This is a genomic window from Bradyrhizobium sp. CIR48 (assembly GCF_014198315.1).
Taxonomy (GTDB): Bacteria; Pseudomonadota; Alphaproteobacteria; order Rhizobiales; family Xanthobacteraceae; genus Bradyrhizobium.
On the sequence record NZ_JACIHG010000018.1, the window covers coordinates 1 to 24,240 of the forward strand.

General features: G+C 61.1%; 22 protein-coding genes and 1 pseudogene. 6 read left to right on the forward strand and 17 right to left on the reverse strand.

Translation table 11 applies throughout. The annotated features are described in order from the left end of the window. The first annotated feature begins 267 nt into the window (after nt 1–267). The gene (locus GGD66_RS37910) at nt 268–771 is read left to right on the forward strand and encodes an isoprenylcysteine carboxylmethyltransferase family protein (RefSeq protein ID WP_183238209.1); all 504 of its coding nucleotides are present in this window, start codon (nt 268–270) and stop codon (nt 769–771) included. A gap of 395 nt (nt 772–1,166) precedes the next feature. Further along, a pseudogene (locus tag GGD66_RS37915) lies at nt 1,167–1,828 on the forward strand (phytochelatin synthase family protein). 854 nt (nt 1,829–2,682) lie between these two features. Here the strand turns inward: GGD66_RS37915 and GGD66_RS37920 are convergent. Continuing rightward, nucleotides 2,683–2,850 carry a hypothetical protein gene (locus GGD66_RS37920; protein WP_183238208.1) on the reverse strand — a complete coding sequence of 56 codons (168 nt, stop codon included), beginning with the start codon at nt 2,848–2,850 and terminating at the stop codon, nt 2,683–2,685. A 72-nt stretch (nt 2,851–2,922) separates the two neighbouring features. After that, nucleotides 2,923–3,165, reverse strand: a complete 243-nt coding sequence (locus GGD66_RS37925) for a hypothetical protein (protein WP_018321044.1) — start codon at nt 3,163–3,165, stop codon at nt 2,923–2,925. Between the two features lie 443 nt (nt 3,166–3,608). Between GGD66_RS37925 and GGD66_RS37930 the strand changes: the two genes are divergently transcribed. Next, a complete protein-coding gene (locus GGD66_RS37930) occupies nt 3,609–3,854 on the forward strand; it encodes a hypothetical protein (RefSeq protein WP_183238207.1) in 246 nt (81 codons plus the stop codon). Nucleotides 3,855–4,907: 1,053 nt separating this feature from the next. On the opposite strand, the gene GGD66_RS37935 is transcribed toward GGD66_RS37930, so the two are convergent. The 4 genes from GGD66_RS37935 to GGD66_RS37950 all read right to left on the reverse strand — a co-directional run bounded on the left by GGD66_RS37935 (nt 4,908) and on the right by GGD66_RS37950 (nt 7,297). Continuing rightward, entirely contained in the window at nt 4,908–5,147 is a 240-nt protein-coding gene (locus GGD66_RS37935) for a hypothetical protein (protein WP_157644424.1), read from the reverse strand. Nucleotides 5,148–5,375: 228 nt separating this feature from the next. Further along, nucleotides 5,376–5,585, reverse strand: a complete 210-nt coding sequence (locus tag GGD66_RS37940; protein ID WP_018321049.1) for a cold-shock protein — start codon at nt 5,583–5,585, stop codon at nt 5,376–5,378. 339 nt (nt 5,586–5,924) lie between these two features. Next, nucleotides 5,925–6,269, reverse strand: a complete 345-nt coding sequence (locus GGD66_RS37945; protein ID WP_183238206.1) for a response regulator — start codon at nt 6,267–6,269, stop codon at nt 5,925–5,927. Between the two features lie 38 nt (nt 6,270–6,307). Continuing rightward, entirely contained in the window at nt 6,308–7,297 is a 990-nt protein-coding gene (locus tag GGD66_RS37950) for an HWE histidine kinase domain-containing protein (RefSeq protein ID WP_018321051.1), read from the reverse strand. A gap of 437 nt (nt 7,298–7,734) precedes the next feature. Here GGD66_RS37950 and GGD66_RS37955 point away from each other — a divergent pair, with 437 nt between their 5' ends. Continuing rightward, the gene (locus GGD66_RS37955; RefSeq protein WP_183261756.1) at nt 7,735–8,688 is read left to right on the forward strand and encodes an ABC transporter substrate-binding protein; all 954 of its coding nucleotides are present in this window, start codon (nt 7,735–7,737) and stop codon (nt 8,686–8,688) included. A gap of 123 nt (nt 8,689–8,811) precedes the next feature. On the opposite strand, the gene GGD66_RS37960 is transcribed toward GGD66_RS37955, so the two are convergent. After that, a complete protein-coding gene (locus GGD66_RS37960) occupies nt 8,812–10,179 on the reverse strand; it encodes a transposase (RefSeq protein ID WP_183261758.1) in 1,368 nt (455 codons plus the stop codon). Nucleotides 10,180–10,549: 370 nt separating this feature from the next. Between GGD66_RS37960 and GGD66_RS37965 the strand changes: the two genes are divergently transcribed. Both GGD66_RS37965 and GGD66_RS37970 read left to right on the forward strand, forming a co-directional pair. Further along, nucleotides 10,550–12,733, forward strand: a complete 2,184-nt coding sequence (locus tag GGD66_RS37965) for a PAS domain S-box protein (protein ID WP_183238203.1) — start codon at nt 10,550–10,552, stop codon at nt 12,731–12,733. Continuing rightward, entirely contained in the window at nt 12,726–13,091 is a 366-nt protein-coding gene (locus GGD66_RS37970; RefSeq protein ID WP_018321054.1) for a response regulator, read from the forward strand. The genes GGD66_RS37965 and GGD66_RS37970 overlap by 8 nt, the downstream gene beginning before the upstream one ends. A 315-nt stretch (nt 13,092–13,406) precedes the next feature. Here GGD66_RS37970 and GGD66_RS37975 read toward each other — a convergent pair whose 3' ends face one another. The 10 genes from GGD66_RS37975 to GGD66_RS38020 all read right to left on the reverse strand — a co-directional run bounded on the left by GGD66_RS37975 (nt 13,407) and on the right by GGD66_RS38020 (nt 24,141). Continuing rightward, the gene (locus tag GGD66_RS37975) at nt 13,407–14,645 is read right to left on the reverse strand and encodes an efflux RND transporter periplasmic adaptor subunit (protein ID WP_183238202.1); all 1,239 of its coding nucleotides are present in this window, start codon (nt 14,643–14,645) and stop codon (nt 13,407–13,409) included. Nucleotides 14,646–14,647: 2 nt separating this feature from the next. After that, nucleotides 14,648–17,011 (reverse strand): ABC transporter permease, encoded by a 2,364-nt coding sequence (locus GGD66_RS37980; protein ID WP_018321056.1) that lies wholly within the window; start codon nt 17,009–17,011, stop codon nt 14,648–14,650. A 4-nt stretch (nt 17,012–17,015) separates the two neighbouring features. After that, on the reverse strand, nt 17,016–17,723 hold the full coding sequence (locus GGD66_RS37985; RefSeq protein WP_018321057.1) for an ABC transporter ATP-binding protein: 708 nt from the start codon (nt 17,721–17,723) through the stop codon (nt 17,016–17,018). A gap of 58 nt (nt 17,724–17,781) precedes the next feature. Beyond that, nucleotides 17,782–18,207: a hypothetical protein gene (locus tag GGD66_RS37990; RefSeq protein ID WP_183261760.1), complete on the reverse strand. Its 426-nt coding sequence runs from the start codon at nt 18,205–18,207 to the stop codon at nt 17,782–17,784. 50 nt (nt 18,208–18,257) lie between these two features. Continuing rightward, a complete protein-coding gene (locus GGD66_RS37995; protein WP_183238201.1) occupies nt 18,258–18,935 on the reverse strand; it encodes an isoprenylcysteine carboxylmethyltransferase family protein in 678 nt (225 codons plus the stop codon). Next, nucleotides 18,935–19,189: a DUF2933 domain-containing protein gene (locus tag GGD66_RS38000; protein WP_183238200.1), complete on the reverse strand. Its 255-nt coding sequence runs from the start codon at nt 19,187–19,189 to the stop codon at nt 18,935–18,937. Before GGD66_RS38000 ends, GGD66_RS37995 begins: the two co-directional genes overlap by 1 nt. A 234-nt stretch (nt 19,190–19,423) precedes the next feature. Further along, nucleotides 19,424–19,591: a DUF1236 domain-containing protein gene (locus GGD66_RS41790; protein ID WP_245283311.1), complete on the reverse strand. Its 168-nt coding sequence runs from the start codon at nt 19,589–19,591 to the stop codon at nt 19,424–19,426. Nucleotides 19,592–20,076: 485 nt separating this feature from the next. Beyond that, nucleotides 20,077–20,226, reverse strand: a complete 150-nt coding sequence (locus tag GGD66_RS38010; RefSeq protein WP_371260728.1) for a CsbD family protein — start codon at nt 20,224–20,226, stop codon at nt 20,077–20,079. 289 nt (nt 20,227–20,515) lie between these two features. Then, the gene (gene mdoH / locus GGD66_RS38015) at nt 20,516–22,642 is read right to left on the reverse strand and encodes a glucans biosynthesis glucosyltransferase MdoH (RefSeq protein WP_183238199.1); all 2,127 of its coding nucleotides are present in this window, start codon (nt 22,640–22,642) and stop codon (nt 20,516–20,518) included. Further along, complete coding sequence (locus GGD66_RS38020) at nt 22,630–24,141, reverse strand: glucan biosynthesis protein G (protein WP_183238198.1); 1,512 nt, start codon at nt 24,139–24,141, stop codon at nt 22,630–22,632. Before GGD66_RS38020 ends, mdoH begins: the two co-directional genes overlap by 13 nt. Between the last annotated feature and the right edge of the window lie 99 nt (nt 24,142–24,240).

A 24,240-nucleotide genomic window follows, 5' to 3' on the forward strand; every position in this document is an offset into this window, starting at 1 on the left:
GCCAGCGGTCACGTGAACCGCGCAAACAGGCCGAACACATGGCCGCTCCGACCAACGCCGCAAAGTGAAGATTCTCCTTGCCAACCAGGAGCCGTTCGTTGCGGTGCGGCTGAGGGCTGCTTGTGACCCATTTCGGAACTCAGCCTGAAGATCAGAAGCGAGGTGAAGAGAACCCGACGGCCGGGACAACTGTTTGTGGGCCGAGTTCAATGCACGTAGCAGAAAGTGATTTGCTAAGCTATTCTTGTCGGGTTGTGGGAGCACGCAATGTCGAAGGCAATTGCCGTCTTGGGCTCCGCTCTGTTCTTCGTCATTGCGCCGTTGGTGCTGGCAGGCTTCGTTCCTTGGTGGGTCACGCATTGGGAATTTCGGCCAGCTTTTTTCGGCGTCGATCTAACCCGCATCCTCGGCGGTATATTGATCATCGTCGGAGTGCCCGGACTCGTGGATTCATTTGCCCGTTTTGCGCTGGAGGGGCTGGGGACGCCCGCCCCGATCGCGCCGACACAAACGCTCGTAGTGACTGGCCTTTATCGCTACGTGCGAAATCCGATCTACATCGCGGTCGTCGCAGTCATTTTTGGTCAGGCCCTTTTGTTTGGTGATTGGCGGCTCCTCTGGTACGGCGCGCTACTCTGGCTTTTTTTTCATGTCTTTGTGGTGATTTACGAAGAACCGACGCTCAAGCAAACATTTGGCGCGGAGTACGAGAGCTTTCGGGCTAATGTGCCGCGCTGGATTCCGCGGTTGAAGCCATGGCGAGCCGCATAAAAGAATTGCTGCAAGCGGCTCGACGCCGGCTGCAACAAACATTGCGAGACGGCGAAGCGTAGCAAGCGCGCCTAGCGGCCTCGCCCCGGAGGGCCCACTACCTTAGCCGCCGGGGTCGAAAATAGCACACGGGCCGGGCAACTGCTCCGCACGCCGTGTCTTTCCGATCTGGAGGAAGACCGGCCGTCTGCGCCTGCGCATTATGAGAACCGAATCTGCCCGCTGGAGACCGTCCGCCGGCGCTCAACATGTCCGTCCACCAGAGCTAACCGGAAGTCACGCTGCGCGTAGCGATGCGCTGAACCCTCAACGGACATTTATGGGGTCTGTTCCAGCCAATAGCTTAAGGATATAATCTGGCCAGCCTCAGTCGGACTGCTGCTAGGTTCAGACCCATGAAGCGGTGGCGCCCAGTCAGCATTATCTGCATGGTTGTCACTGCGGGCCTGCTGGATGCCGGGGCCCTTGTCGTTGGTCAGTCACGCGTGCCGACAGAAGCCATAGTGTCCTCGGTAACACGTACACCGGAGCTTATTGAACGCGCGTGGCACCTGCCAGTGGCAGCTACGTTCCACAGGAACGTTAACTGGCAATCAAATAGCTCTCGTTGCGGACCTGCAGCTGTTGCGAATGCGTATAGGTCGCTCGGCGAGGCGGCAAGCACGGAGGGCAAGGTGCTGGCCGGCACCGGGCGGTGCTGGACAGGCTTATGCATCTGGGTCTCACGCTTGACCAGCTGGCCGAGGTCGCGGGGACCAACACGAGCCGCAAAGTCACTGTCTTGCGTGATCTCAGCGAGGACCAGTTTCTGGAGCATCTGCGTCGCTCCAACGATCTGGGCCGACGCTACATCGTGAACTTCAATCGCGCGCAAATTTTTGGTGCTGGTGTTGGACATCATTCGCCCATTGGCGGCTATCTGGAAGCCGAAGATCTAGTTTTGGTGCTCGATGTCAATTCCAGCTACCAGCCATGGCTAGTCGAGCGAAGACGGCTGTTCGCAGCTGTAAATACGTACGATGGCGATAAGAAGCGCGGGCTGCTGCTGATCGAGTAATTGCAAATCCCTGCGGCCTGTCAGGCGAAGGCGAGCGAGGCGGTGGAGGTGACCAGGCGATCGAATAAAACAAGGCTGCGAGCTGCTGCCTTGCGACGGGCCTGCTCGTGGCCCGATGCTGCCAAATGCTGCTCCGAGGGTCGGGTGTCGAGTGCAGATCGGAATCGGTTTGCAGGCCCTTAGACCGCCGGTTTTGATTCCGACATTTGTCGCACATAGGCCACGCCATAAGCTAAGCTCGATGGAGCTATTGGAGGCCGGGAATGAAGTGCCTGCGCATATATGCAACTCCAGACGGCGAATCCCATTTTGGGGAAGTTGATGTTCCCACGACCCTAACGCGGTCGTTTCCGAATGGCGCGCCTGCCGCTAACTATGAATCCGCACGTTCCGCTTTCTACGAAGCTTCGCGAGTTCGTTTTGTTCATATCCCTCCAGGGGCGCGCGAAGCGGACTTTCATAATTCACCGGGCCGGCTCCTAGCCATCTGGCTGGATGGCGAGGTCGAGTTTGAAACGAGTGACGGAGAGGTTCGACGTGTCTCGGCTGGAAAGGCAGTTCTAGTTGAGGATGTGCACGGGAAAGGACATATCTCGCGCCAATCCACCGGAAGGGCAGAACGTTATACAGGTCATGCTGCCACACGGCCTTGACGCGCCCGCTGCGTAGTCGGTGGTTGGCCCGATGGCGAAGTTCGGTTCGGCTCAGATATGGTCTGCTGATCGGGGCACACCGGAAGTGACACGGCGCCGTTCAAACCCGCGCTTTTGACCCATTGCGGACCTCGCCTGTGGCTGACCTGACGCCGTTCTAGGCGCCGGGAAAAAGCTTGAGCAATCAAATCGGGCGGGCGATCAGCGCTTGTCTGCCGTTTGATCGTTGGCCTTCTTCTCGAGTTCATCGATTCTGTCGAGTGCGTTGCTAAGGAGCTCGCCTAGCACCGGCAGTGTCGAGTAGAGCTGCTGCGGCATACCGGGTGTTGCAGCATGTATCACTCGCTTTATTTCCACTCGCATCGCCATGGCCGTTCTCGCAGTGCCTATCCTGATCGGAGCTAAGTTAGACGCGACTTCGTCGACTCTCCGTTGGCAGAGTCACTTGCGACGATCCTGCTCAATCTGGTTAGCAGTGGCGAGTTTTCCCTTGATGTACTGCTTTAGATCACCGACCTCTTTTTCAAGGGCCTCCCGCGGGATGTTTTGACTCTCGGCCCCCTCAACGAGGCGATCAACTAATACGTCCACGCTTTGTGAAGCGCCCGGCGTCCCATATTGCTCCGCAGCGTGAACGCTGTTCTCGACCCAAAAATCAATGTACTCGCGTGTCGTCGGTGGCATGTGAAGTTTCTGCCAGTATTCAATGAGCTTCGTGTGGAGCGTAATTATATGCAGAGCTGGGGGCAAGGCGGCGCCCGCATGGCGGAGCCTTAGCCATCGGACGTTCCAGTTTTGGCCAGGTTCTCCCGGTTTTGCCAGCTGTCCTGCTTCCATCCTCAGCGGCCTGGTCGATTTCGCAGTCGCCTGTTTTGCCTCATGAGTGCATAATGGGGGATGCCCGATTCCCACTACCGAACCTGCCACTGTGGAGCAGTCTATAGCCGAAACGAGGCCATGGCCCCCGGTCGGCAGATCGCCAGCTTCGAGTGCTCGGTTTGCGGCGAGACCACGGAATCGTGGAACACCGCCTGGGTGCCCACCTATAAATTGATTGCTGGACCCGTCCGCCTTCCGCGACCCAGCTAGTTATTGCAACGCTTAGCAATTCCGCGGATTAGCCCTTGATGGCAGAGTCGTTCGGCACTTCATTCACTATCGTTGAGGTGACTTCGGACGACGCTCCGAAGCCAACGAAGCAGATGTGGCTCGCCTTTGCCAAACCCAAACAGGCATTGACGCTAGTGCTTGCTGCCGTTCCCGAAGGCTGGACCGCGGAAATTGTGCCGGCCGTCCTGACTGAAAAGCAGCAGAGGATGTTCGAGGAGCTCGACCTCGAACCCGGCGATGTTTACAGGATCGCTCCAGATTAAGAGATCCTCGGTGGAGCGAGTTCTACTATTCACCAGGCCGGATATGGCTCGAACGAGGTTCCCTTTTCGACCGCCTTCTGACATAATTCGGCATGGCAAAAATAAAAGTGAGCTTCAAACCAGTCCGTAAATCCGAGGGCGATTGGGCTATCATTGCCGAGTACCCGGGCACAGAAGCGCGAGAGATTACGGGCTTCGCGAGCAAAGCCGATATTGACGAGTGGATGAATGGAGAGCGTCGGATCGCTTGGCTCCGATCACAGGGTTACGCGAAGTGACTCGGTGACCCCTTAGGGCGCGCCCGGCGCTTCGTGCTCAGAAGATTCGCTCGCGGGCGGCCGAGACTCTCGCGGCAAGCGGGGGCTGAACGCTCGTGGCCCGCAGGTAATTCCCGCGGCCGGTAGCCCAACGTGTCGACTCACAAAGAAGTGTTAAACTCGCTTACAAGTTGGCGGCAGCCTTGAAGTGGGCCATCAGGCGTCATTAGGCGAGTTGGCCGTGAGCGATGAGTGCAAGGATCCTACGCAAACGGCGGGACCTCGACCAGCGTTCCGATCAATCGCAACAATGCTTGCTGTTCGGGTCCCTTCCCGTCACGCAAGAACTCACCCAGCTCGATGTGAGAGAGCCGGCCACCAGAGGGCGCATTGGGTTGGTGGATGATGAAAGCGTAACCGTTTGCGGGCTCGCGTGCGATGAACCATGCGTCCCCGTTCGGGCTCCGATAGAGCTCCCGCCGGTCTGACATTTTTCCTCCCTGCTGCCTCCTGGCATTGTCTGATGGACGCTTGCGGGAAAGATGCGGAGATCAGTGAAAATACGAAAGCTGATCTTCCGTAACCACGCGCTCGATGTTCTCGGACCTGCACTTGATGCGGTATCTTACTCGTCCATCGGACTCGATCGGCATGCACTGTACGATCGTGTAGATCTTTGGCCCTTCAGTTGCGGCGCGTCCTTGGGGACCTTGAGCTTGGTGCCGAACCCTCTTCGTTTAGCTTATAGGCGTATGACATATTTTCCTCGATGTTTAGGGCGCTCTCGGAGGTCTTGCTAGTCTTCAAGAATGGATTTGGTTGCATCGAATATCTGTTCTGCTGTGCCCTTAATCGTGCCCTTTGCCCAGGCTTGGAAGACTGCGACGTAGGCGTTCTTGTAAGCCGCTTCGTCTGCGGAAAAGTAGACTTCGTCCGTGGCGGTATCCAGGACAAGCGCTCCTGTATCGATGCAGATTTCCTCGATCAGGACTAAGCGTTCTTCTTGCTCGGCCAGATGACGTTTAACGATGCTCATTGACTCTCCTGCTTGGCACTGAGGAATCACGTTCCCGATGCGGCCGGTGAACATGCTGACGTAGTCCACCGGACACAGGCGCAACAGGAAGCCGCAAGTCGCGCCCGCTTTTCGATCTTTTTACCTGCTTGAATGAAAAACCCCGCCCCGATAACTCGGGAGCGGGGCAGGACCACAAGCTCTACCAGTACATCCGTGGCTAGAGCGACAGGTCTGTCGTGCTCTTAACTAAGCAGCACGAAGATTTTCGGCAGCGGATTTGCCAGTACGACGGTCTGCGACGACATCGTAAGACAGGGTCTGACCTTCGGTCAGAGTTCCCATGCCGGCGCGTTCGACCGCGCTGATGTGAACGAAGACGTCGTTGGTGCCGTTTGATGGCTGGATAAAGCCGAAGCCCTTTTGGGTATTAAACCACTTCACTGTACCGGTGTTCATCAGGTTTTCCTTCTTGTGCGCGCAGGACCTGGCGCGCTAGTTGCGGCCAGTAGTCCGGTTAGTCGATGTTGGAGAATGTCTGAAACGTGCGCGCCGTCAGGATCTGAGGCGAAAGCGGAACAGTTGTTCGGCCAGTATCGATACGTGAGACAGTACCCTAGCAGTTGACAGACTTCAAGAAGAAAGCCAACGGCGCGTTAGCGTGGTAGTGCACCGATGGTCGAGAAGAGCACGTCGACCCGGCGACTAGCGCCGGCGAGGCTTGAGTGGTCCAAGTTGGATCGGAAGCATGGTATGTTCCACATGTCGGGATCAGCTACAAACGACGGAGTAACGTCCTTACGTTCCCTCCAGAGCGTTTCGAAGGGTCTTGAGTAGATACTCAGGCCTCCACGACTTCCCGACATTGACCGCGTCTCGCAGGGCTGGATGGGCTTGGAGGTCGGCGGCAACGTAGCCGCTGGCAAGAATGAACGGTACCGACATCGCCCGGAGCGCTTGCGCGACGGGGGTGACCCATTCTCCAGCGAGGTTGACATCGAGGATGGCCGCGTCGGGCCGGTCAGCCCTCAACAGCTTCAAAGCGCGATCAATGTCTGGGACGGGACCGATCACGCGGTATCCCGCAGTCCTTAACTGGGTGTCGAGCTCCAATGCGATGAGATACTCATCTTCGACAACCAAGATTCGGGGAGCGTCGTGCACAATGTGTCCCCGGGGGTTCAAGACTCCACAGGCGCGGTGATGTGCACCCTTAAACCGGTCGGCTCATACTTCAGTTCCACGGAGCCGGCTAAGCCCTGCACTGCGCTGAGATCGATCAGCCTAGAGCCGAAGCCGGAGCGAGTTGGCGGAGTGACGGGTGGGCCGTTTTCCTCTCGCCAGTCGATGTGCAGGAAGGTTTTGCCCTCCTCTTCCGGCGTACGCCAGCTCAGGTGCACGATTCCTTCGGGGCTGGAGAATGCTCCATATTTCCAGGCATTGGTCACGAGTTCATGCAGAATGAGGCTCATCGGCATGATCTGCCGTGGGTTGAGACGCACCGCCGGTCCGGGGCTCACCCGGTATCGCTCGGGGCCTGCGACCTTTAGCGATTGCTCCACAAGGGCACTCAGATTGGCTTCAGCGCTGCTGGCCAGCGCGATGGTCTCGGCTTCGGCCACGGCCTGGAACCGTCCCAAGAAGGCATCGCGGTATTCGTTGGCTGTGCGGCCCTCCACATCCGTCTGATTGGCAAGGGAGCGTACGATCCCCAGAAGGTTCTTCATCCGATGGCGCGTTTCAGCGAGGAGAATGTCTTTTTGGACGTCGCTTTGCCGCCTGTCGGTCACGTCCTCCAACAGGATCAGGAGGCTGGTGCTGTTATTGTCAGGGTGAACGAGACGACGTGCGCTGACCAGCATTGTGCGTCGACCGATCGTCGGGAACTCTGCTGTAACCTCATATCCGACGACGGCGGTAGATCGGGGAATGATCTCGCCGACGAGCCGCCTGAGTTCGGCTATGTCCCATTGACCGCCACCAAGGTCGAACAGGCTGCGTCCAACCGTCTCATCCCGAGCCACCCTGAAGGTTTCATAGAACCCGCGGTTGGCCGTAAGGACGCAGCCCGCCCGGTCAAGCACCAGGAGGGGCTCCTCCAGTGTGTCAACGATCCCTTGCGCCTGGACATGCTCGCTGCGCAGAAGCCGGTATAAGTCTTCGAGATTCATCTGCCCGCTCACCCAGAGGTTTCTTATAAGCTAATACTGGGCTGGGTCGTTCACAAAGGAAATTGGGCCAGTAAGCTGGTAAAGATGTCCGCACTTAACGCGGGCCCGTCCCAACTAAGAGCCACTGAATGTGGCTCAAGCGTCCTGACACTTGCCCTTGAGTCCGTTCAGGGTACCTGCGAGCGCTTCCGCTGAACACCTGGGCGCGCCCCTGCTTCTCACAGGATGTCCTCGTGGCCCATCTGCGAAGTTGCGCCTCGTCTCCCGGAGGTCCGCTGATGCGGCAGAGCGACCAGATTTGCTCGACCTGAGTTCTTCGCAGTTTGACCCATAGCGGAAATTCGTTTGACGACGCCGCCCTATGGTCTTCGGTTTCTGCTCGTGATCATATGTTTCAGCCAGTACCCAAACTAGGGGCGAGTATGAGGCGGCGGGAGTTGTTGCTCATTGCCATGGTTGGCGCGGGATATTTTCCCGAATTGCTTCGCGCTCAGCCCGCTAAGGGCAAGATAGGTTATCTGCATCCCGTTACGATAAATCCTAATCACATTACCTTCTCGGTGCTTGCGGGGGAGTGGCGCCGCCTCGGGTATGTCGAAGGCGAAACTGTTTTGACCCGCTCCGGAGAGGGTGACCCACAGCGACTTCCCGAGTTAGTCCGAGATTTGACCGGCAAAGGAGTGGGCGTCCTGATTGCCGTCGGGGCCCAAGCCGTCCGCGCGGCTGCTAGCGGGGCCTCAAGCACTCCAATAGTGGCTTTCGATTTGGAGACTGACCCCATCCAAGCCGGGCTCATTCGCAGCGTTGCGCGGCCCGGTGGCAACGTCACAGGGCTTTTTCTCGATACACCTGTCCTTGCCGCCAAGTGGATTCAGCTGATGCGCGAGATGGTTCCAGCTTTGGACCGTGTTGCTTTTGCTTGGCAGCCATCAGCCGGAAGAAGCCAGCTCGACGTGGCGCTCCGTGTTGCCGAGAACCTGGGGGTCGAAACGACTGTTCTGGAATTTAGCGTCAACGACGATTTCCCCAGTCTGCTCTCAGCCATCGCAGGACCGAAAAGAACCGGCATCATCCAGCTCTCAGGCCCTGGGATTACCCCTGTTGCGGAGAAGTTTGTTGCTGCCGCAACGCAGATCAATCTGCCAACCCTCTCGTTTCTCGGTGAAGCGGCAAGGCGCGGGTTCTTGATGAGTTATGGGCCCAACCAGAGGGATTACTTTCCCCGCGCGGTTCAGTTAGCTGATCGAATATTGGGTGGCGAGAAAGCATCTGAGCTCCCGGTGGAGCGTCCCTCGAAATTTGAGTTCATCGTGAACTTGAGGACAGCAAGAGCGCTCAATCTGGTTGTGCCGCCGACATTGCTGGTTAGTGCGGACGAGGTTATCGAATAAGATCCGCTGTTGGCCGATTTTGTTGCAAAAGTCGGCTGTAACCGATGGGTGTCGTTCGGCCATTCGCTAGGGGCCGACCGGCTTTGACCCGCCGCCCCTGACGCTCTCAACGCAACTCCTACGCTACGCAATACACAGGGTCTGAGCAGGTGGTGGTCGCGCAGCCAGCGAAGCGAGGCGCCTCAGATTTTGAGCGATGGCAGCCAGAACAAACTCATCCTGGGCGCCTTGTGGACCACGAAGGCGAAGCCGACCAAACCTCAGGATGCGCTTCAAGTGCGCGAACCGCATCTCGACCTTCTTGCGCTCGCGGCGGGACCGCTCAAAGCCCTCGGTGCCAGCGAACGATCGGGGGACGTCTCGGGCATGCTCATGGATATCGCGCGGGACTTTGCGTGACGGCTCCTTTGGGCAGCACTGCGGCTTGAGGGGGCATACATCGCAGTCGAGCTTGCTTGCACGATATAGAAGCGTCTTTCCCTCGTGCACGGTGCCACTTGTTCCGAGCTGCTTTGCGCCCGGACAGTGGTAGACGTCGGCGGTCGGATCGTATCGAAAGTCGCTGCGCGAGAAGGTGCCATCATCTCGTTTCGATTTGTCGAGAACAGGAATATGCGGCGCGATGCCCTTCTCGACCAGCCAGTTCAGCATCGGAGCTGCCCCGTAAGCGGTATCCCCGACAAGCCTTTCCGGTTGGATGCCGAAGCGCTCCTCTGTTCGCTCGATCATGGTCCTTGCTGCGCCGACCTCGGCCTGGCGAATGGCACGGGAGGCTTCGATATCGAGGATGACGCCGAACTTCACGTCGATGAGATAATTGTCGGAGTAAGCGAAGAATGCCGGCCCCTTGTGAGCGCCGGTCCACTGGGCCGCGGGGTCGGAGAGCGAAACGAACTTCGGAATAACATCGCTGGCAGCGCCCCACGCCGTATCGTCGAGGGTCTCTAGATACTCCTTCACCGCGCGGCTTGACCTCGCCGGATCACGATCCCTGCGCCAATCCTGATCCGCAATCGAGCGCTGCTTGTTAGCGTCGGCCGCAATCAGTCTCGCATCAACGGCAAAGCCTTCGCCACCAACCAGACCGGCCGCAATGCACGCCTCGACGACACGTTCAAATACGCGACGAAAAACATCCCCCGCGCGAAAACGCTCATTGCGGGCACGCGAGAACGCCGAATGATCCGGCACAGCATCCTCGATACCCAGTTTGCAGAACCAGCGATAGGCGAGGTTCACCTGCACTTCGCGACAGATCAGCCGCTCCGAGCGGATCGCGAAGACATACCCCACGATCAGCATCCGGATCATCAGCTCCGGATCGATCGACGGGCGCCCCGTGGACGAATAATGAGGAGCAAGTTCGCTGCGAAGCCAAGTCAGATCGAGAGCAGTGTCGATCCTCCGCACCAGATGATCTTCGGGGACCGCGTCGCTGAGATGAAACTCGTAGAACAGTTGACCTTGGTCACTCTTCAGACGGCCCATCATGGATCGACCTCGCCGAGAATCGCGTCAACCCAACGGAATCACCGTTCGAGGTCTTACTCAACCGACTTTTGCAATAAAATCGGCCAAAAGCCGAACAAGGCTGCGGCCATTGTGATTGGCCGCTACTTCCCCCTGAACCGGACGCGGCGCCGAGCTCACCTCGACCGCTGCTTATGACCCATTGTGGGCCCTAGTTTCGGTCAGACTTACGTCAGTGCCTTATTCAATGGCGAATCCGGTGAGGTAAAAAGGAACCATCGGCCTTCTTGCGCGTTCTAGCTTGTTGGCCGGCCAACGGGGTGTCCGCCAATCTTTTCCCGAACCGAATGGCCCTGGCGTGGGCCTCCTCTCGCCCCGAGAGACCCTTTTTATGTCCAATGTCGAGGAATTTCCGCTCTCCTCCCGTCGCCAGCCGACGGAGTTCGAGGCACTGGTGGCAGCCGGCCAGGCCGCACTGGATGCCATTCCTGGGGCGGTTTACCTTTGCGATGCCGAGGGATTGCTGGTCGCCTTCAATACCGAGGCGGTGGAATTGTGGGGCAGAACCCCCAACCTAGGTAAAAAGGAGCGCTTCTGCGGTTCGCACCAACTCTACCTTCTCGATGGAAGTCCGCTGGCCCATAGCGATTGTCCCATGGCTACGGCAGTTCGGGCTGGAACGCCCACGCGCAACGCCGAAGTCATCATGGCGCGGCCGGACGGCTCTCGCTTTACGGCCCTGGTCAGTATCCGAGCGTTGCGCGACCACTCCGGGATCATCCAGGGCGCCATCAACTGCTTTCAAGACATCACTGAACGAAAGCGGATCGAAGAAGAGATACGACAGAAAACGCAGGACCTGGAGGATTTCTTCGAGAACAGCGCGGTCGGTCTTCATATCGTCAGCGGTGAAGGCATCATCCTTCGCGCAAACAGAGCCGAATTAGCTCTGCTCGGGTATAGCCCAGAGGAGTACATTGGCCGTCACATCGCGGAGTTTCATGCCGACGCTCCCGTGATCGGCGACATCCTTCAGCGCCTTTCCTGCGGCCAGCCGCTCGAACGTTATCCCGCGCGGATGCGAGCGCGAGACGGCTCGGTGAAGCATGTGCTGATTACATCAAACAGCCGTTTTGTGGACGGCAAGTTCGTCAATACACGTTGCTTCACCGTCGACGTCACGGACTTGCAAGCCGCCAATGAGGCGCGTCAGGCCAGTGACGCACGACTTGCAGCGACGTACGAGGCTGCCATCGTCGGCATATCGGAGGCGGACGAGCGCGGGCGCTTCTTGCGGGTGAATGATGCTCTTTGCGGAATAACTGGCCGCTCGCGCGACGAACTGCTCGGGATGACTTTTCTCGACTACACCGATCCGGATGACCGGGCGAAGGACGCCGAACTCTATGCAGCTCAGGTGCGCGGCGAGGTCGAGAACTACAAGATCCGCAAGCGTGCGCTTCGGCCCGACGGCTCTGTGCGCCACCTCGATATCTCGAGTTCGACGGTGCGCGACCCGAGTGGTCGCTTTCTCTATGGCGTGCGTGTTGCCCAGGACGTCACCGCTACGAAACAGCTGGAGGATCGACTGCGTGAAGGCGAGCAGCGCATGCGCGATCTCCTTGAGGCTCTGCCCGCCGCGATCTACACCACTGATGCCGAGGGCCGGATCAATTTCTTCAATCGCGCCGCGGTCGAGATGGCGGGCAGAACCCCCCAGCCTGGCGATGAATGGTGCGTAACCTGGAAGCTTTATTGGCCCGACGGCTCGCCTCTGCCGCACGATGAATGTCCAATGGCGGTCGCGCTGCGTGAAAACCGCCCAGTTCGCGGAGCGGAGGCAATTGCCGAGCGTCCAGACGGCAAACGCGTGCCTTTCATTCCTTATCCGACGCCGCTGCGCGATGCGGAAGGAAACTTGATCGGCGCCATCAACATGCTCGTCGACATCAGTGAGCGCAAGCTCGCAGAGAATGCCCAGAAGGTGCTCATCGACGAACTGAACCACCGCGTCAAAAACACGCTTGCCACCGTGCAGTCCCTCGCGAGCCAGACTGCCCGCCATGCTGCCGATCTGCAGGAATTTCTGCCGACGTTCACAGGACGGCTGTTGGCCCTCTCGCGTGCGCATGACCTTCTAACGGGACGAAATTGGCAAGATGCTCCTTTCGAGCAACTGGTTCACGATATCGTCGCGCCGGTCTCCGGCGGGCGGGTTGTCACAGGCGGGCCGAACGTCAATCTAGATGCCCGCACGTCACTAAGCGTCACCATGGTGCTCAACGAGCTTCTGACCAACGCGGCAAAATACGGCTCTCTGTCGGCCCCGGGGGGAGCGGTGTCGTTCACCTGGAGGGCTGTGGAGGGCGAACGGTCTCAATGCGGGTTAGAATGCGAATGGCGCGAACGCGGAGGCCCTCTGGTCGCGCCACCCAAGCGGCGTGGGTTCGGCACCCGGCTGATGGAGCGTTGCGTCGAACATGATCTCGCAGGCGAGTTCGACCTGGCGTTCGAGCCGGAGGGTACGCGCTGTCGCATGAAGTTTCCCATTAGGGTCACGTCTACCAATGTCTGAGGTATCCGCCGCCAGGGTCCTCCTCGTCGAGGACGAGGGTTTGGTCGCCCTTATGATCGAAGACATGCTGGAGGAATTGGGTCTTAAAGTCGTTGCCTCTGCGGCTCAACTGAAAAAGGCATGCGAGTTAGCGACGACCGGCTCCTTTGATCTGGCGCTTCTGGATGTCAACTTGGCTGGAGAGTTTGTTTTCCCAGTGGCTCGCGTCTTACGCGAGCGAAGGATTCCCTTCCTCTTTAGCACGGGATATGGCGCACCGCCCCTCGAGGAGGAGTTCAGAGATGTCCCTGCTATCGGTAAGCCCTTCTCGCAGGACCAGTTGAGCGAAAAGCTGCAGACGCTTCTGTCGCGTTCCTAGCCTCCTCGGATCACAGACTTCGTTCTGCCGCTGACGGTGATCGCGCGTGGATCTTTGGAAAAGCCTATCTCCTTGGCGAAGCTCGCGCTCCGGGTCCGCGAGATGTTGGAGAACGGCGTTCGCCTAAGCAGCCATATCCGCTTCTAGCCCTGAGCTGAAAACTACTGAGCCGGTTTGGATGTCTGCTGTTAGCAGTTGACCGGACACGGGGCCGCACCTGCCCCGACCGCCGCTTTTGACCCCGAGGCGAAATCGAGGATTCGCCGGTCTTCTGCTTTGCATCAACAAGCGGACCACTTACCAACGGACCGCCACCTACGGTCCGGCGCGCATCGCGATCCTGCCTCCATCGGCCACTCGGTCGCTGGGATGCAGAACGACCCGATCTTCCGCGGTGAGCCCAGAGAGGACCTCGGCCACTCGGCTGTTTCGGTGGCCGACGGTGATCGCGACGGTTTTGGCGCGGCCGTTCTCGTCGGTGAAAACGGCCCAGTGGTCGCCTTTCCGAAACAAAGCGCTCACCGGCACCGTCAGGGCGTCCGGAGCGCTCCAGGTGGTCACGTGGACGACGACCCGGTAGTCATGCCCAAGCGAGGCCCACGCCTCGGGCGGATCCGCGAAGTCGATGGTCACCCGAACCCGCTGTTCTTCAATGCCGAGGGCGGAGATTTTCAGGAATCCGGCCGGGTCGACGCGGACCACCTTCCCCTTGATGGTTTGGCCACCCCACCCGTCGATCCGGACGGGGGCGCCGACCTTGATCTGGACCGCATCGGTCGAGAGCAGGTCTGCCACAACCTCCATATCAAGTGGGTTGCCGATGTCGACGAGGGGCGTCCCGGGAAGGACGGTCGCCTCGCTGTCCTGGGCGATCTTCAGCACTCGTCCGCTCGCCGGCGCGAGCACCCGGACGCAGCAAGTCGGCTCCGCAGAAGGCGCGGCGTTGGCCGGGTCCATCAATCGAGCGGCCAGGCTGGTTCGCACCGCGCGGCGCATCTCGACTTGGGCCTTGGCGCTCGCCAGATTGGCTTCGCTCGTCGCCACCTCGAATTTCGCTTTGTCGAAGGCCTGGGCCGAGGTCGACTGCGTCCGCAGCAGCGTTTGCGCCCTCTGGAACTCGGCCCGAGAGAACTCCAGCGCGGCCTCGATGCGCTTCACCTCGGCCTCCTGCTGCTGGATGGCTGCATCCGCAGCAAGAACCTCTGCCTGAAGCTGGTCGCGTGAGCGCACGTCGATGAAGCCCGGCAGCGTCGGCTGCATCAGGGCAATGACAGTCTGGTTGGCGACGACTTCGTCGCCGACGTGAAGCGAAGGTCCTTGGTCGCCGAGCGGATGCGAGATTCTCAGGACCTTTCCCGCGATCGGCGCTGAGACGGTGTAGACGTGACGCACACGGGTCTTGCCGTCGTCATCCGCCGTGACTTCGATCGGCCCCTTCCTGACGGTCGCGAGGTCAACCAGAGTAGGCCGCGGCCAGGCGAACCAGACCAGCCCTCCCGCGATCGCGGCCAGTGCCGCAGCGCCGATGATACGTTTAGTCCAGTTAGCCTGCATGGCTAGTCTCGCGTCTTGAGGACCGCGACGAGGTCCAGGTTGTCGATACGCTGGCGGATGACCGCGGCGGAGGCGATGGCCGCCAGCACTACGACGGACGTCGCGACCACGTAGGTCGAGTCCTCGACGACGAGGCGAACGCGCATCAGTTCGCCCGCGAGATTCGTCTTCATGACCCAAGCGAGCCCGTAGCCCACGAGCCAACCCGGCGGTTGCGCGACCAGCGTCAGGATTGTCAGCTCCAGCAGCAGGATCCGCAGGACCTCGCCGCGCGTGAAGCCCAGCACGCGCAGGCTGGCCAACTCCCGAGCCCGTTCGGAGAGCGAGATCCGGGCGTTGTTGTAGACGACGCCGAACGCGATTACCGCGGCCAGTCCGGTGTAGATGCTTGCCATCGTGGTGACGAGGAGCGCTACGGTCTTGCGGAAATTCGCCAAAGAGACGCGCTGCAACGCCACGCCGCCGACCGTCGGCATGGACTTCACGGCCGCGTAGAAGTCCTCCTTCCGATTCTCGTCGAGGCTGAGGTTCACGCTGTTCACGACGGGCGCCTCGCGCATGAGTCTGCGGAGCGCCTCGATGTCCATCATGCCCCGGATGCCGAAATAGTCCTCTACGGTTGCCACGATCGGCATGCTGACCGTGCGGCGGGCACCCTCCAGCAGATCGAGTTCTACCGTGTTGCCGGCCTGTACGCCGAGGATGTGACCGAGCATGGCGGAAATGGCGAGGCCCGTCCCGGGGAGTGCGACCGGCCGGAGGTCGGCGTCGATGATGCGCCGCAGATCGGCACCGGCGGGCCGGCCGCTGATCGTGATCGTGCGTTCGACGTTGCCATGGCGGATCCGCACGGGCACCTCACGGAACGGCTCGGCAGCGAGTACGCCCGGCAGCCGGTTCACCTGCTCCACGACGTTCTCGATCCGCTTCTCGGCGAAGCCGATGGTCACGTCCTGCCTGTCGGCGAGGAAGTATGTCACGTCGATCAGTTGCTCCATGGTGTCGCGCGTGAACAGCGACACGACCAGGATGGCGGTCGCCAGCGCCATCCCAAGCGTCGTGAATGCTGCCCTGACCGGATGGCGGGCGATGTTCCGGATCATCATCAGCGTCGGTTGCGACATGACCTGGTCGAGCTGGATGCTCGCCGGCAGCAGCCGCCGATAGACCGGAGGCGCCGGCGGTTGCATGGCGACGGCCGGCGCCAGCTTGACCACTTCGCGCAGCGCCCGCAGCGCGCCGACGGCGGCGGCGGCGGAACTAAGGGCGCCGGCGGTAAGGTATAGATCCGGCGCCTTCGCGAACACCAGGAAGGGGAAGTGGAAGAAGTCGCCGAACAGCGCGGTGACGCGATATCCGAGCCACGTGCCGGCGACGCCGCCCAGGATGACCCCGATAACCACGATCAGTGCCACGAACTTGAAGTAGTGCAGCACGATGCTGCTGTCGGCGTAGCCCAGTGCCTTCAAGAGACCGATCTGCTCCCGTTCGAGCGCGACCAGGCGGGTCAGGGTGAGATTGACCAGGAAGGCGGCGACCAGCAGGAAGATCGGAGGCAGCGTACGGCTCATGTTGTTGAGCATGTCGAGCTCATGATCGAGCCAGGCGTGCGAGGTCTGGTCCTTCCGGCCGTGGGCCGCTTGGCCGCCGTAGGGATCGAGCAAGACGTCGAGCCGCGAGATCACCTCGCGCTCGGACGCACCGGGCTGCAGCTTGATCGATACCGCAGAGAAGGCGCCATCGAGATCGTAGACGCCGGCAAGCGCCTTCTCCGACATCCAGACGATGGCATAGCGGCGGTCATCCGGCATCAGGTCGCCTGGCCCGACGGTGTAGACGAACTCCGGGGACAGCGCGGTGCCGACGATGACGAGCTCGCGCTTCTTGCCGTTGAGTATGGCCGAGAACCGCGCCCCTTCCGAAAAGCCGTGGGCCCGGGCGAACGGCTCGTTGACGACGACCTCCTCGGCGCGCCCCGGCTCCGGAACCCGTCCGGAACGCACGTAGAGCCGATTGAGATGCGGCTCGCCGTTGTCGGGCAGCGAGACGAACTGTGCGCTGGCGGGCTCAGAGAACCCGGGAATGTCGAGTAGCGCCGGCTTGGCGATGCGGGCATCGACAGCGGCGACGCCTGGTATTTCGCCTATCCTGTAAGCGAGTGCCTTGGGGGCCCGCTTCGCCTGCGCGAACACGTCGGCGAAGCCGTAGCGTTCGTAGTACGCGATCCGGGTCTCCTCCAGAGATCGGTGCGAGCCGACAGCGAGCACCAGCGTAGCGACGCCGCCTCCGACGACGAGCGCGACGGCAAGGACCTGCGCCCAGAGCCGCCTGACGTCCCGGAACAGCTTGATGTCGAGCGCGCTCATGCCCTCACCAGGTGAGTTCGGCCGCTTCTCGGCGGGCCTCGTTCTTCCGGACGCGGGCGATCCGGCCGTCGGCGAAGAATAGCACCCTGTCCGCGACCTCTTGGATGCTAGCGTTGTGCGTGATGATGACAGTTGTGGTGCCGAGCTGCCGGTTGACCCCCAGCAGAGCTTCGATGACACGAATTCCGGTTTTCGAGTCCAGCGCCCCGGTCGGCTCGTCGCAGAGCAGCACCGCCGGACGCTTTGCGATCGCGCGGGCGATGGCGACGCGCTGCTGCTCGCCGCCGGAGAGCTGGGCGGGAAAGTGATGCATCCGCTCTTCGAGCCCGACCAGCGCGAGGGCCTCGTCAGGCCGCATCGGGTTCTTGGCGACCTCGGTGACAAGCGCGACGTTTTCGTAGGCCGTGAGGCTCGGCACCAGATTGTAGAACTGGAACACGAAGCCGACGTGATCGCGGCGATACTTCGTTAGCTCCCGATCCTCAAGGTCCGTCAGGTCCAGATCGCGAAAGAACAACCTGCCGCTGGTCGGTCGGTCGAGGCCGCCCATGATGTTGAGCAACGTCGTCTTGCCGCTGCCGGACGGGCCGAGCAGCACGACCACTTCCTTCTCGGCGATTTCGAGATCGACGTCGTTGAGCGCATGCACCCTCACCTCGCCGGAGACGTATGTTTTGGTCAATTCCTTCGCGGTGAACACGGCGTCGCTCATGGCTGCCCTTTCGAGAAGGGATTGTAGGCCGGATCCGCCGCTCCGGTATTGACGTAGGTCAGAGTCCCGGCCGCTCGTCCGGAGCAACGGCGGATTCACGGACGAGCGTCGCGATGCTCGCCGCCCAGACGAGCGCCATGGCGAGCAGCACCCACTTGAAATCGGAATGGATCATGAAGTTGACGGCGGCCATCAGCCCGATCGAGAGCCCGCCGGCGATTCCGGCGCCGGCCGCAGCGACCGGCCGATGGTCCCAGAGGGATGTCCACGCCAGCGTGAGCGCGAGCACTCCGGTGGCCGCCACGTAGCCGCCCAAGACCCGAAACACGTGCGTGAGCCACGATGTCAGCCTCGGACCGATCGACTGCAGTTCCGCCGGGGTGAGGCTCATGTACCGGATGTCCTCGGGCAGCAACGCAGGCCGTAGGAATAGGAAGTAGATCCCGACGCCGATCAGCAGGACGCCGGAAGCCGCCAGGAGCATCGATGATGGACGCCAACGCCCCAACTCTCGCGCATCGTGGCCGCCCCGGATCAGCCGTGGTGAAGGCTGCTGCCCGAGGAGCCCGGACCGAGAATCCGGCTCAGGCGCGGAATGAAGCCCGGCACTTCCGCCGCGTACTTCGCGTAGGCTTCGCCGAACTCGGATCTGGTGTCTCGCTCCTCGTCCTTCGCAAGCTTCACGTACATGATCGTCAGCACCGGGAACATCGGCAGCGTGAGGATCGTCGGCAACTGCAAGAGGAAGCCGAACATAACCAGGACAAAGCCCACGTACTGCGGATGCCGCACGTAGCTGTATGGGCCGGTGGTCGCCAGGCTTCTGGTCTGCTGCGCGTCGTACAGAACGCGCCAGGCGGCTGAGATCAGGATGAAACCGGCGCCGATGAAGATAAAGCTCAGGATGTGGAACGGTCCGGCGCGCGGATTGGCCTTCCAGCCGAGCATCATCTCGAGCAGGTGACCGGCGTCATGGGAGAACCAGTCGACATTTGGGTAGTGCGACTGCAGCCAGCCGGACAGGAAGTAGATGGTGAGCGGGAAGCCGTACATCTCGACGAACAGCGCGACCAGAAAGGCGCTGAAGGCGCTGAAGGAGCGCCGGTCGCGGGAAGTCTGCGGCTTAAAGAAGCTGTAGGCGAACAGGATGAACACCGCCGAGTTGACGATGACGAGGCTCCAGAGGCCGTAAGCGGGCGCGATGTCGTGCATCACACGCTCCTTGGGTCGTTCGGCCGGCCGCCGCCGTGATGGTGCCCGTGTCCCCCGTGCATGAAGAAGTGCATCAGCGGGCAAGCGAGCAGAGGCAGCCAGACCAGGAGTCCGAGGACATGGGCTCGGTGCTCGGTGAACAGGAGCGCGCCGGCGATGGCGAGGAATCCCATCAGGACGAGGCCGGCCTTCGCTTTGGTGGACATGCCCTCCTCAGGGCGCTCTCGATACCCGGGATGATCCTGCACCGACATTGCCACGCTCCTATGGATGTAAGGAGACTACCGCCGCGGTTGTCATCATTGTTGAGGCACATCAAGTTTCCGGTAAGCTCACTTATTTTGCATCCGCATACCCATCGGGCCGCCCTGCATCATCGGCATCATGCCCATCTGAGGCGCGAGCAGTTCGTCGGCGGCCGTCTTCTGCTCGTCAGAAAAGCTGGTCTCCCCATGTGAGCGGACATCCTCAGACCGCCCCGGCATGTCTCAAACGGGCCCGACCGTGCGGGTCGACGGATCCACCAGCATCACGCGCTCGGCTGAGTAGACATAGCGGTACTTGGTGAGCGAAGGCCCCCAATCGGCAGGCACCGCCTCGAGCTCGACTTCGCGCGGCACGGGCTGACCGACCACGATCTTCTCGCGGGTCTGCACGGGCCGACCTTGTGTTCGGTCACGTATGTGCGGATCTTCGTGCGGTATTCCGGTTCGATCTAGACGGCGGCGGCATGGCCGGTCCCGGTAGTGACGACAGTGGACTGCGCCATGGCGCCCGTCGATATCAGCGCGGCGGTGGCGCACGCCAGCATCAGCCTTTTCATCGAAATCTCCTGTCCGCAGGATGCGGCCTGCGAGAACACGCGAATGATGGCAAGGTTCCGGGATTGTGGTGGTGATTGCTACTTTTTCCCGGCGCTTGGACGAACGCGAAATGCGGTGCAACGGGGAATTCCGCCAAGGCCTCGACAGGCACGCCGGCACTGCGGCCGTCCAGTCGCGGTGGCTCGGCTGAGAGCGCGACAGCGGCGCGTCCGCCGGACCGGCCGGTAGAAAAGGAAAGCCGCCCATGGGCGGCCAGTTTTGGTATTGCCTGTTCTACTTATTCTTGAGGGCATCAGCGGCATCGCGCGCTGCGTCCTTCACATCTCCGGCGCGGAATGCGCGGATCCCTTTGCCTGGTCGATCTTGCCTTCTGCTTTCATGTCTTTGTTACCAATAAGCTTGCCTGCACCTTCTTTGATCGCGCCTTTTGCCTTGTCAGCAGCGCCCTTCACGTGTTCGCGGTCCATGATCGTATTCTCCTTTGCCGATCCGGACGACCAGCCAAGGAAAGCTTTGCGAACTCGTTCCTTCAAAGAGTCATGGCGTTACCAATTTCGCGGTCGCAGTTCTGAGACCTTGGCCGCTCCCAGTCCTCGCTGGCAGCGGCTGTCCCAGAACTTCTCCGTTCAAGGTCATTTGAGATTCTAGGAATAGTCACGACCAGCAATGCTATCGAGCCAAGGCTCCCTTGCTATTGACGTAATCCTCGACTGAGATCAGGCCCGGATCGACGGACGCGAAGGTTCCGGCGCGTGTTCATCGCTTCTGCAGCACCGCCGAGAGCACCGAACCGTCGTTTAAGATCGACAAGACCTCCCGAGAGGACAGATGGCCGGCGGCCTCCTCGAAAGTATCGCTCGCCTCGACTTTGGCGCGGCCGACGGCCAGGTTTGCGTCGATCGTGTCGGGTCGGGCGGCGCGAGGAGGCGGCAGCTGCGCGAGGTGGAAGGCTAGAAGCGCAGGGTCTTCGCGCAGCTCCACCAGTGCGGGCGCGATTGGTATATCCGCCGACGCGCTCAATTCATTCGCCCGCCCCAGCACCGCAGGCGGCTCTCCCTCCTCCGGTGTGGCGAACAGTCTGCCGAATGCGGGCTTGGCAGTCAGCGCGCCTATGGGAACGGCGAACAGCAACCCCACGATGACGGGCGACATCCAGAGCAGAAGGGGCAGCGAAACAGCATAGGCGCTTGCAGCCATCGCGACCCCGCACAAGGTCGGAACGCCATATTTCCGATAGAGCTCCCCGCGCTCCACAGTGCCGTCGTCGCGCCTTTGCGTCTGCCACCCCGCATCACGGCCGGCGAGGATCTCGATGACGGCGATCGACTGGAAGATCATCATCACGGGCGCCATCAAGGCCGAGACGACGATTTCTGCGAGAACTCCCGCCGAGGCTCGAAAAGCGCCGCCGAATTGACGCCGCACCGACCGCCGCGTCCAGAGGAGGATTAAGCTGAGCAGCTTCGGCAACAGCAACAGCCCCATGGTGGCGACGAACACCCAGATGGCGAGCACGGGATCCTGGGCCGGCCAGGTCGGAAACAACGAGAATCCTTTCGGGAAATACTCCGGACGCACGAAACGGGCCTGCAGCGAGATCAACATCCCCAGCAGCAGGAAAAGCAACCACAAAGGCGCAGTCAGATACGCACCGATGCCCACCATGAAATGCAGGCGCGAGACCCAATGGAGACCTCGCGCAGGCACCACGGCCAGATGCTGAAGATTGCCCTGACACCAGCGGCGGTCGCGCGCCGCGAAATCGAGCAGCGAGGGCGGCACCTCTTCGTAGCTTCCACCCAGCGTCGGCAGCATGTAAATGCCCCATCCAGCCCGCCGCATCAGCGCGGCCTCGACGAAATCATGACTAAGGATGTGCCCACCGAACGGTTTCCGACCCCGAAGCTGCGGCAGGGCGGCCGCTTCGGCGAATGCCTTCACCCGGATGATGGCGTTGTGTCCCCAGTAGTTGCCTTCCGAGCCGTGCCACCAGGCGACGCCGGCGGCGATCAGCGGTCCGTACAGGCGGCCCGCGAATTGCTGGACGCGGCTGAACAGACTTCGCGCATTGACGATCATAGGTAGCGTCTGGACGAGCCCGGCGGTCGGATTGGTCTCCATGGCGTGGACCAAGCGGACGATGCTGTCCCCGCTCATGAGACTGTCTGCATCTAGAACGATCATGAAGTCGTACACGCCTCCGAACCGCGTGATCCACTCGGAAATATTGCCGGCTTTCCGCGCGGTGTTGTCGGCGCGGTGACGGTAGTACAGCCGAGCCGTTCCCACGGCTTGGCGCAGCGCCAGCAGCGCTTTTTCCTCGGCGACCCAGATGTCGGGATCGGTGCTGTCGCTCAGGATGAACCAGTCGAACAGCTCTGAGTGCGACGTTGTCTCCAAGGATTCGATGATCGCCCGGAGCCGGGCCGTCAAGCGGTGCGGGTCTTCGTTGTAGGTGGGAAGCAGCATGGCGGTGCGGCCGGATACGGCCGGTAGTTCCGGGTGAGGCCGGAAGGCGTGCCGGTCTGGACGATGGGCCAGCAGCACGAAGAAGCCTGCCACCGCGGACGCGAAGGAAAAGGCGACCCAAGCGAGCAGGACCAGGAAAAGGACAAGCACCATGGCTTCGAGGACGGTGACGCCGCCGACCTCCAGCACGCGATACATCTCATAGCCACCGGCCGCGGTCAGCGCCGCCGTCGAGAGGAGAATGAGGCCGCGCCGCCAAGCCATGGTGGTGGCGACCGGCGCAGGAACTCGGTCCGACGCCCGGCTCTTTCCGAGATCGCCAGGAGCCATCGGAAGCGGAGATTCGCGCGGTAGCAGCCGCTGGGCCGCGATATCGCCGGCTATCGGCCGCGGTGCCGTGCTCAGGGTGCCCATCGGTAGACCCAGACTTCCGACAGCGGCTTGTCGCCTTCGGCCAGAAACGCGCGCAACTCGATCGGCTCCCCCTTCACTTGGCACTGGAAGCTCAGCCGCCAACCACCGGTGTAGGGATTGGGCTGCGTGACGATGTTCTTCACTTCGGACTTCTCCGCCGTCACCAGGCCCTTGATGACCGCAGGATCGACGCCCTTCAGGCTGTCGCCGACGAGGTCAAGGACGAAGAGGCGCGAGCCCTCGCCCCTCGCCCCGATCCCGCTTCGCGTGAACCTGGCAAGCGAGTGCGCCTTGGGACTGTCCGGCCCCCAATGCAGCCGATAGGTGTAGTTGTGCTCGCCCTTTGCCTGCAGCGGATTCTTCGGCCGCCAGAATGCGGCGATATTGTCGTGGACCTCCTCCTTTGTCGGGATCTCGAACAGCATGACGCCGCCCTCGCCCCAATCTCCAATCGGCTCCATCCAGAGACTTGGGCGTTTTTCGAAGCTGGATTCGATGTCCTGATAGGCGAAGAAGTTTCTCTCCCGTTGCATCAAGCCGAAGCCGCGCGGATTGAGATCCTGAAAAGTGCTGATCTGGAGATCACGGGGATTGCTGAGCGGCCTCCACAGGCTTTCGGCCTTCCCGTTGAAGACCGCAAGCCCGTCGGAATCGTGGACAGATGGGCGGAAATCATCGATGTCGTTGCGGTCGTTGGGACCGTAGAAGAACATGCTGGTCATCGGCGCGAGCCCGGCCCGCTGCATCTCGACGCGCGGGTAGACCGACATCTCGACATCGAAGACAGTCGTGTCCCCGGGCCGAACGGTGAATCTGTAGCTCGCTGCGCAGCTCTTGCTGTCGAGCAAAGCATGGATCACCAACGAGGTCGCACCAGGCGCGGGCCGTTCGAGCCAGAAGACCTTGAAGAGCGGAAATTCCTCGCCCTTCGCTTCGCCCGTATCGATCGAGAGGCCCCGGGCGGAAAGCCCGTACGTCTGCCCTTTGGCGACGGCCCGGAAGTAGCTCGCGCCCAGGAAGACGCAGACCTCGTCGTAATAGTCGGCGCGGTTCATCGGCGCGTGTATGCGGAAGCCGGCAAAGCCGAGGTCGGCCTCATCGAACGCCGGCACCTTCTCGTCGAATGAAAAATCCGCCTTGCGGTACTTGAGTTCGGTTGCCTTTCCGTCCGCGACCTCGAAGATGGTCACCCTGTTTTTGTAGAAGAAGCCGCGGTGGAAGAACTGGGCTTCGAACGGAAGATTCTTGCCGCGCCAGAGTGCGCGCTCGGGCAGGTATCGGATCGAACGGTACTGATCGTATTCGAGGTCCTTCAAGCCGCTCGGCAGCTTCTCGTCCGGCGCCTCGTACGGTTTGCCCGCAAGCATACGGGCGAGATCCCTCACCGTGGAGGGACCGAACGCGCCCTCTGGAGGGCCAGCGGCGGCGAAACCAGTCCGCGAAGCGAGCAGCAATGCCGGCAACACCGCCGACCCTCGAACAAGCTGGCGTCGATTCACGTGCTCTCCTACTCGCTACTGGTGCCGCGGCCAAGCAACGACCGCCGCGCCCGCGAGTTCCACAGCTTGGCGATCGCCAGCCACGGCGCTCCGCTGCGA